Raw genomic sequence first — 5,902 nt, forward strand, 5'->3', positions numbered from 1 at the left:
CGGGATCGGCAGCGTCGCGGCCGCGTCGTGCAGCAGCGTGCGCAATTCCTGGTCAGTCATGGTGTGCCTCCACGAAGAGGGTGGGATCGCCGAGCAGGCGGCGCAGCTTGTCGAGGGCGAGCGAGGTCTGGGACTTGACGGTTCCTTCGGAGCAGTGGAGCGCGGCGGCGGTGCGGCGTACGTCCAGGTCCTCGTAGAACCGCAGCACCACCACCGCCCGCTGCCGCGGCGGCAGCGCCCGCAGCGCGTCCAACAGGGCGGGCCGAGTGGAGGGGTCGTGGTGGTGCGGCGCCTCGGGCAGGTCGAGCGTCGGCCGCTCGTTGCGCCACGACGCCCGCCGGAACCACGAGCTGGCGGTGTTCACCAGCACCCGGCGGGCATAGCCGGGCGCGGCGTCGAGGTCGCGGACCCGCCGCCAGCTCGCGTAGGTCTTGGCGAGCGACGCCTGGACCAGGTCCTCGGCCTCGGCGTGGTCGCCGAGCAGCAGGTACGCCGTCCGGTACAGGCTGGGCCAGGCGGCGTGCACGAACGCCGTGAAGGCCGCGTCATCGGGTGGGTGGGTCATCGGGGCGCTCGTCCTCTCGTCGCGGGCCGCCACCCCAACAGATGCGGCGGCACCCGCGATCGGTTGGATCGACCGGCAACCGGGATGCCCGACCGGGCCGAGCCGCCTTCTAGGATGAATCCCATGCCTGAACTCTCCCGCGACGAGGTGCGCCATCTGGCCGACCTCGCCCGGATCGACCTGAGCGACGCCGAGCTCGACCACCTGGCCCCGCAGCTCAACGTGATCCTCGAGTCGGTCGCCTCGATCCAGGGTGTCGCCGGCGACGACGTCGTGCCGACGTCCCACCCGATCCCGATGACCAACGTGTTCCGCGAGGACGTCGTCACCCCGTGCCTGACGCCCGAGCAGGCGCTCGCCGGAGCGCCGGCCGTGGAGGAGCAGCGCTTCAGCGTGCCGAGGATCCTGGGGGACGAGCAGTGAGCGAGCGGACCATTCAGTGCAGTGCGGCTCGTGCCTCGCGCGCGCCCGGAGCGAAGCGAGGACACGCGTGAGCTGGATCCACAAGACGGCCGCCGAGCAGGCCGCCGCGCTGGCCGCGGGCGAGGTCACCAGCGTCGAGCTGACCCGCGCACACCTCGACCGGATCGCCGCCGTCGACGGTGAGCTCAACGCGTTCCTGTACGTCGACGCCGACGGCGCGCTCGCCCAGGCGCAGGCCAGCGACGACCGGCGGGCCGCGGGCACGCCGCTACACGAGCTGGACGGGGTGCCGATCGCGGTCAAGGACGTCCTCACCACCACCGGGCTGCCGACCACGTGCGGCTCGAAGATGCTCGAGGGCTGGGTGCCGCCGTACGACGCGACGGTCGTGGCCCGGCTCAAGGCCGCCGGCCTGCCGATCCTCGGCAAGACCAACATGGACGAGTTCGCGATGGGCTCCTCCACCGAGAACAGCGCGTACGGCCCCACCCGCAACCCGTGGGACCACGACCGCATCCCGGGCGGCTCGGGCGGTGGCTCGGCGGCGGCGGTGGCGGCGTTCGAGGCGCCGCTGGCGCTGGGCACCGACACCGGCGGCTCGATCCGGCAGCCCGGTGCGATGACGGGCACGGTCGGGGTGAAGCCGACGTATGGCAGCGTCAGCCGCTACGGGCTGGTCGCGCTGGCCAACAGCCTGGACCAGGTCGGCCCGGTGACCCGCACCGTGCTGGACGCCGCGCTGCTGCAGGAGCTGATCGGCGGGCACGACCCGCTCGACTCCACCTCGGTGCCGACCCCCGTGACCGGTCTGGTCGAGGCGGCGCGCCGGGGTGCGGGCCGCGACCTGACCGGCGTCAAGGTCGGCGTGATCAAGGAGCTGGCAGGCCAGGAGGACGGACAGAGTGCCTGGCAGCCCGGCGTCATGCAGTGCTTCACCGAGTCGGTGGAGCTGCTCACCAAGATGGGCGCCGAGGTCGTCGAGGTCTCCTGTCCGCACTTCGTGCACGCGATGGCGGCGTACTACCTGATCCTGCCGGCGGAGTGCTCCTCCAACCTGGCCAAGTTCGACGCGATGCGCTACGGCCTGCGGGTCACGCCCGCCGGCAACCCGAGCGCCGAGGACGTGATGAAGGCCAGCCGCGACGCCGGCTTCGGCGCCGAGGTCAAGCGCCGCATCATCATCGGCACCTACGCGCTGTCGTCGGGCTACTACGACGCCTACTACGGCCAGGCGCAGAAGATCCGCACGCTGATCGTCGAGGACTTCGATCGCGCCTTCGAGCAGGTCGACGTGCTGGTCAGCCCGACCGCGCCGAGCACGGCGTTCCCGATCGGGGAGAAGGCCGACGACCCGCTGGCGATGTACCTCAACGACCTGGCCACCATCCCGGCCAACCTGGCCGGCGTCCCGGGCGTCTCGCTGCCCAGCGGCACCGCGCCCGAGGACGGCCTGCCGACCGGCGTGCAGTTCCTGGCGCCGGTGCTCGAGGATGCCCGGCTCTACCGCGTCGGCGCGGCCCTGGAGGCGGCGCTGACCGAGTCGTGGGGCGGCCCGCTGGTGGCCCCGGCGTACGCGCCGCCGTCGGACGCCCCGTCGGACAAGGAGAACTGAGATGACCGAGACGCTGGTTCCGTTCGACGAGGTCCTGGAGCGCTACGACCCGGCTCTTGGGCTCGAGGTGCACGTCGAGCTCAACACCGCGACGAAGATGTTCTGCGGCTGCCCGACCGAGTTCGGCGCCGAGCCGAACACGCAGGTCTGCCCGACCTGCCTCGGTCTGCCCGGCGCGATGCCGGCGGTCAACGGCAAGGCCGTCGAGGCGGCGATCCGGATCGGGCTGGCGCTCAACTGCCAGATCGCCGAGTGGTGCCGCTTCGCCCGGAAGAACTACTTCTACCCGGACATGCCGAAGAACTTCCAGACCAGCCAGTACGACGAGCCGATCTGCTTCGACGGCCACCTCGACGTCGAGGTCGACGGGGAGACCTATCGGATCGGCATCGAGCGCGCGCACATGGAGGAGGACACCGGCAAGGCCACCCACGTGGGCGGCGCGACCGGCCGCATCCACGGTGCCGACCACTCGCTGATCGACTACAACCGAGCCGGCATCCCGCTGATCGAGATCGTCACCAAGCCGATCACCGGCACCGGCGAGAAGGCGCCGCTGGTCGCCCGCGCCTATGTGGCCGCGCTGCGCGACATCGTCAAGGGCCTGGGCGTCTCGGACGTGAAGATGGAGCAGGGCTCGATGCGCTGCGACGTCAACCTGTCGCTGGCCCCGAAGGGGTCGGACAAGCTCGGCACGCGCACCGAGACCAAGAACGTCAACAGCCTCCGCTCGGTCGAGCGGGCGGTGCGGTTCGAGATGTCGCGGCACGCCGGCGTACTCGACGCGGGTGGGTCGGTCCTGCAGGAGACGCGCCACTTCCACGAGGACACCGCGACCACCTCGCCGGGCCGGCCGAAGTCGGATGCCGAGGACTACCGCTACTTCCCCGAGCCCGACCTGGTCCCGGTCGCGCCGTCGCGGGAATGGGTAGAGGAGCTGCGGGCGACCCTGCCCGAGCCCCCGACGGTACGGCGGGCGCGGCTGCAGGAGGCCTGGGGCTACACCGACCTGGAGATGCGCGACGTGGTCTCCGCCGGCGCGGTCGAGCTGATCGAGGAGACGGTCGCCGCGGGTGCGGCGCCGCAGGCCGCGCGCAAGTGGTGGCTCTCGGAGATCTCCCGGCGGGCCAACGAGGCGGGCGTGGAACTGGCCGAGGCGGGTGTGACGCCGGCGCAGGTCGCCGAGGTACAGCGGCTGATCGACGAGGGCACCCTCAACGACAAGCTGGCCCGGCAGGTGTTCGACGGACTGTTCGCGGGGGAAGGCACGCCGGCGCAGATCATCGAGAAGCGCGGCCTGGCGCTGGTCTCCGACGACGGTCCGCTGTTGGCCGCGATCGACGAGGCGCTGGCGGCCCAGCCCGACATCGCCGACAAGATCCGCGGCGGCAACCACAAGGCGGCCGGCGCGATCGTCGGCGCGGTGATGAAGGCCACCCGCGGCCAGGCCGACGCCGCCCGGGTGCAGCAGCTGATCCTGGAGAAGCTGAGCTGAGCGGCGCTCGGGGGACCGGCACCGCGAATAACTGGCTAGCGGGGGACCGGCACCGCGAATAACTGGCTAGTGACCTCGCCCCTTGGAGCCCTCAGAGGTGAGGTCACTAGCCAGTTTTGTCGCATGCCGCCGCCACGGTGGCGCGCGTGGCCGCCGCCGAGACCGAATCGCCGCCGTCGCGCGGAGCGGGATAGGCTGCCGCTACTCAAATCAATACACGCCCGTGTCGGGGGAAGCCGGTGGAAGTCCGGCGCTGACCCGCAACCGTGACCCTTCGGGGGAGTCGGAGCACCCGTCACGACGCGTCTGACCACAACGCTGTCGAGGTACGCAGCGGGTCGGCCCTCCCGAGGTCCTTCCCGCCGCAAGCAGCGGGAAGGACACCATGCATCACCCTCTCCGGCGCGTCAGCGCCCTCGCGGCCGCGGCGCTCGCCGCCGGCGCGCTCACCCTCACCACGACCGACGCCGCCAGTGCGGCACCGACGGCCAATTCCGCGTCCACGGCCGCGGCCGGATGGCTCTCGGCCAATCTCGACGGCGGCCTCCTGCCGGCCGGCGCGTACGGCGTGAACTACGGCGCCGCCATCGACGCGGCCCTGTCCCTCGACACCATCGGGGACCATTCGGCGCAGGTCAGCGCGGTCCTCGGCGCCATCGCCACCCACATCGACGACTACATCACGGGGGATGCCTTCGGCGACACCGGCTCGACCTATTCGGGCGCGGTGGCGAAGGCGGCCGTGCTCGCACAGGTGGCCGGCGGCAATCCGACCAACGTCGGAGGTGTGGACCTGATCTCGCGGCTGGAGGACCAGGTGCAGCCGAGCGGCCGCATCGCCGACACCAGTGCCTACGGTGACTACGCGAACGTGCTCGGTCAGGCGTTCGCCGTCCGCGCGCTGACGACCGCGGCCAGCGCCGACGCGGCCAAGGCCACCGACTTCCTGCTGACCCAGCAGTGCTCGGCGGGGTGGTTCCGACAGGGGTTCGACAACGACGGCTCCGCCACGGCGCCCACCCAGAACGACGAGTCCTGCGATGCCGACAGCGCCAGTACGCCGAGCGTCGACGCTACCGCGACGGCCGTCCTCGAGCTGCTGCCGCAGCAGGCGGACAGCACCGTGGCCACGGCGATCGGCAAGGCCGAGGCGTGGCTGAAGAGCGTCCAGGCCGCAGACGGTGCCTGGGTCGGCCAGGCGACCGGGGCCGAGAGCGTGAACACGACAGGCTTGGCCGCCTGGGCGCTGGGTGAGCTCGGTGACACCGCCGCCGCAGCCAAGGGGGCGGCGTGGGTCCGGTCCAACCAGCTTGTGAACGTCGGCACGTGTGCGCCGTACAAGACAGGTGACGTCGGTGCCCTGGCCGGCAGCCCGGCAGGCGTCGCGACCGCCAGGAGCGGTGGCGTCGCCGCCGACATCGACCAGTTCGAGGTCGCGACCGCCCAGGCCGCGGCGGCCCTCGTCTGGGCACCGGCCGCGAGCGGCCCGCTGACCGTCACCGCCCCCACCGGCTATGTCCGTGCCGGCAGCACCCAGCAGGTCACCGTCACGGGCGAGGCGGCCGGCTCGGCGCTGTGCCTGAACGGCCAGTCCTGGAACGCCACGGCCGGCGGCAGCGACGCCCGCTCGATCACCGTGCCGGCCGGCACGGCGACGTACACCGTGACGGACGTCGACGGCCGCGCCGCCGCCGCGACCATCGCGGCGCTCGGCCCGAAGACACTCAAGGTCAGGGGCGCCAAGACGCTCCACCGGCACCAGAAGGCGACGGTCAAGGTCAAGGGCCTGGCGGCCGGCGAGCACGTG

Annotated in this window: 5 protein-coding genes and 1 riboswitch; of the genes, 4 read left to right on the forward strand and 1 reads right to left on the reverse strand. The window is 72.1% G+C overall.

Annotated features, from left to right (window positions below; all coding sequences use genetic code 11):
* Positions 1-52 precede the first annotated feature (52 nt).
* Positions 53-565 (reverse strand): SigE family RNA polymerase sigma factor, encoded by a 513-nt coding sequence (locus VHA72_RS04395; protein WP_325573225.1) that lies wholly within the window; start codon positions 563-565, stop codon positions 53-55.
* Between the two features lie 123 nt (positions 566-688).
* Here VHA72_RS04395 and gatC point away from each other — a divergent pair, with 123 nt between their 5' ends.
* The 4 genes from gatC to VHA72_RS04415 all read left to right on the forward strand — a co-directional run.
* Entirely contained in the window at positions 689-988 is a 300-nt protein-coding gene (gene gatC / locus VHA72_RS04400) for an Asp-tRNA(Asn)/Glu-tRNA(Gln) amidotransferase subunit GatC (protein WP_325573226.1), read from the forward strand.
* Between the two features lie 67 nt (positions 989-1,055).
* A complete protein-coding gene (gene gatA / locus VHA72_RS04405; RefSeq protein ID WP_325573227.1) occupies positions 1,056-2,600 on the forward strand; it encodes an Asp-tRNA(Asn)/Glu-tRNA(Gln) amidotransferase subunit GatA in 1,545 nt (514 codons plus the stop codon).
* Between the two features lies 1 nt (position 2,601).
* On the forward strand, positions 2,602-4,095 hold the full coding sequence (gene gatB / locus VHA72_RS04410; RefSeq protein WP_325573228.1) for an Asp-tRNA(Asn)/Glu-tRNA(Gln) amidotransferase subunit GatB: 1,494 nt from the start codon (positions 2,602-2,604) through the stop codon (positions 4,093-4,095).
* 171 nt (positions 4,096-4,266) lie between these two features.
* Positions 4,267-4,409: riboswitch (cobalamin riboswitch) on the forward strand.
* 71 nt (positions 4,410-4,480) lie between these two features.
* On the forward strand, positions 4,481-5,902 hold a 1,422-nt coding region (locus VHA72_RS04415), incomplete at its 3' end, for a hypothetical protein (RefSeq protein ID WP_325573229.1).

It is taken from the genome of Nocardioides sp., assembly GCF_035547795.1.
Classification (GTDB): Bacteria; Actinomycetota; Actinomycetes; order Propionibacteriales; family Nocardioidaceae; genus Nocardioides.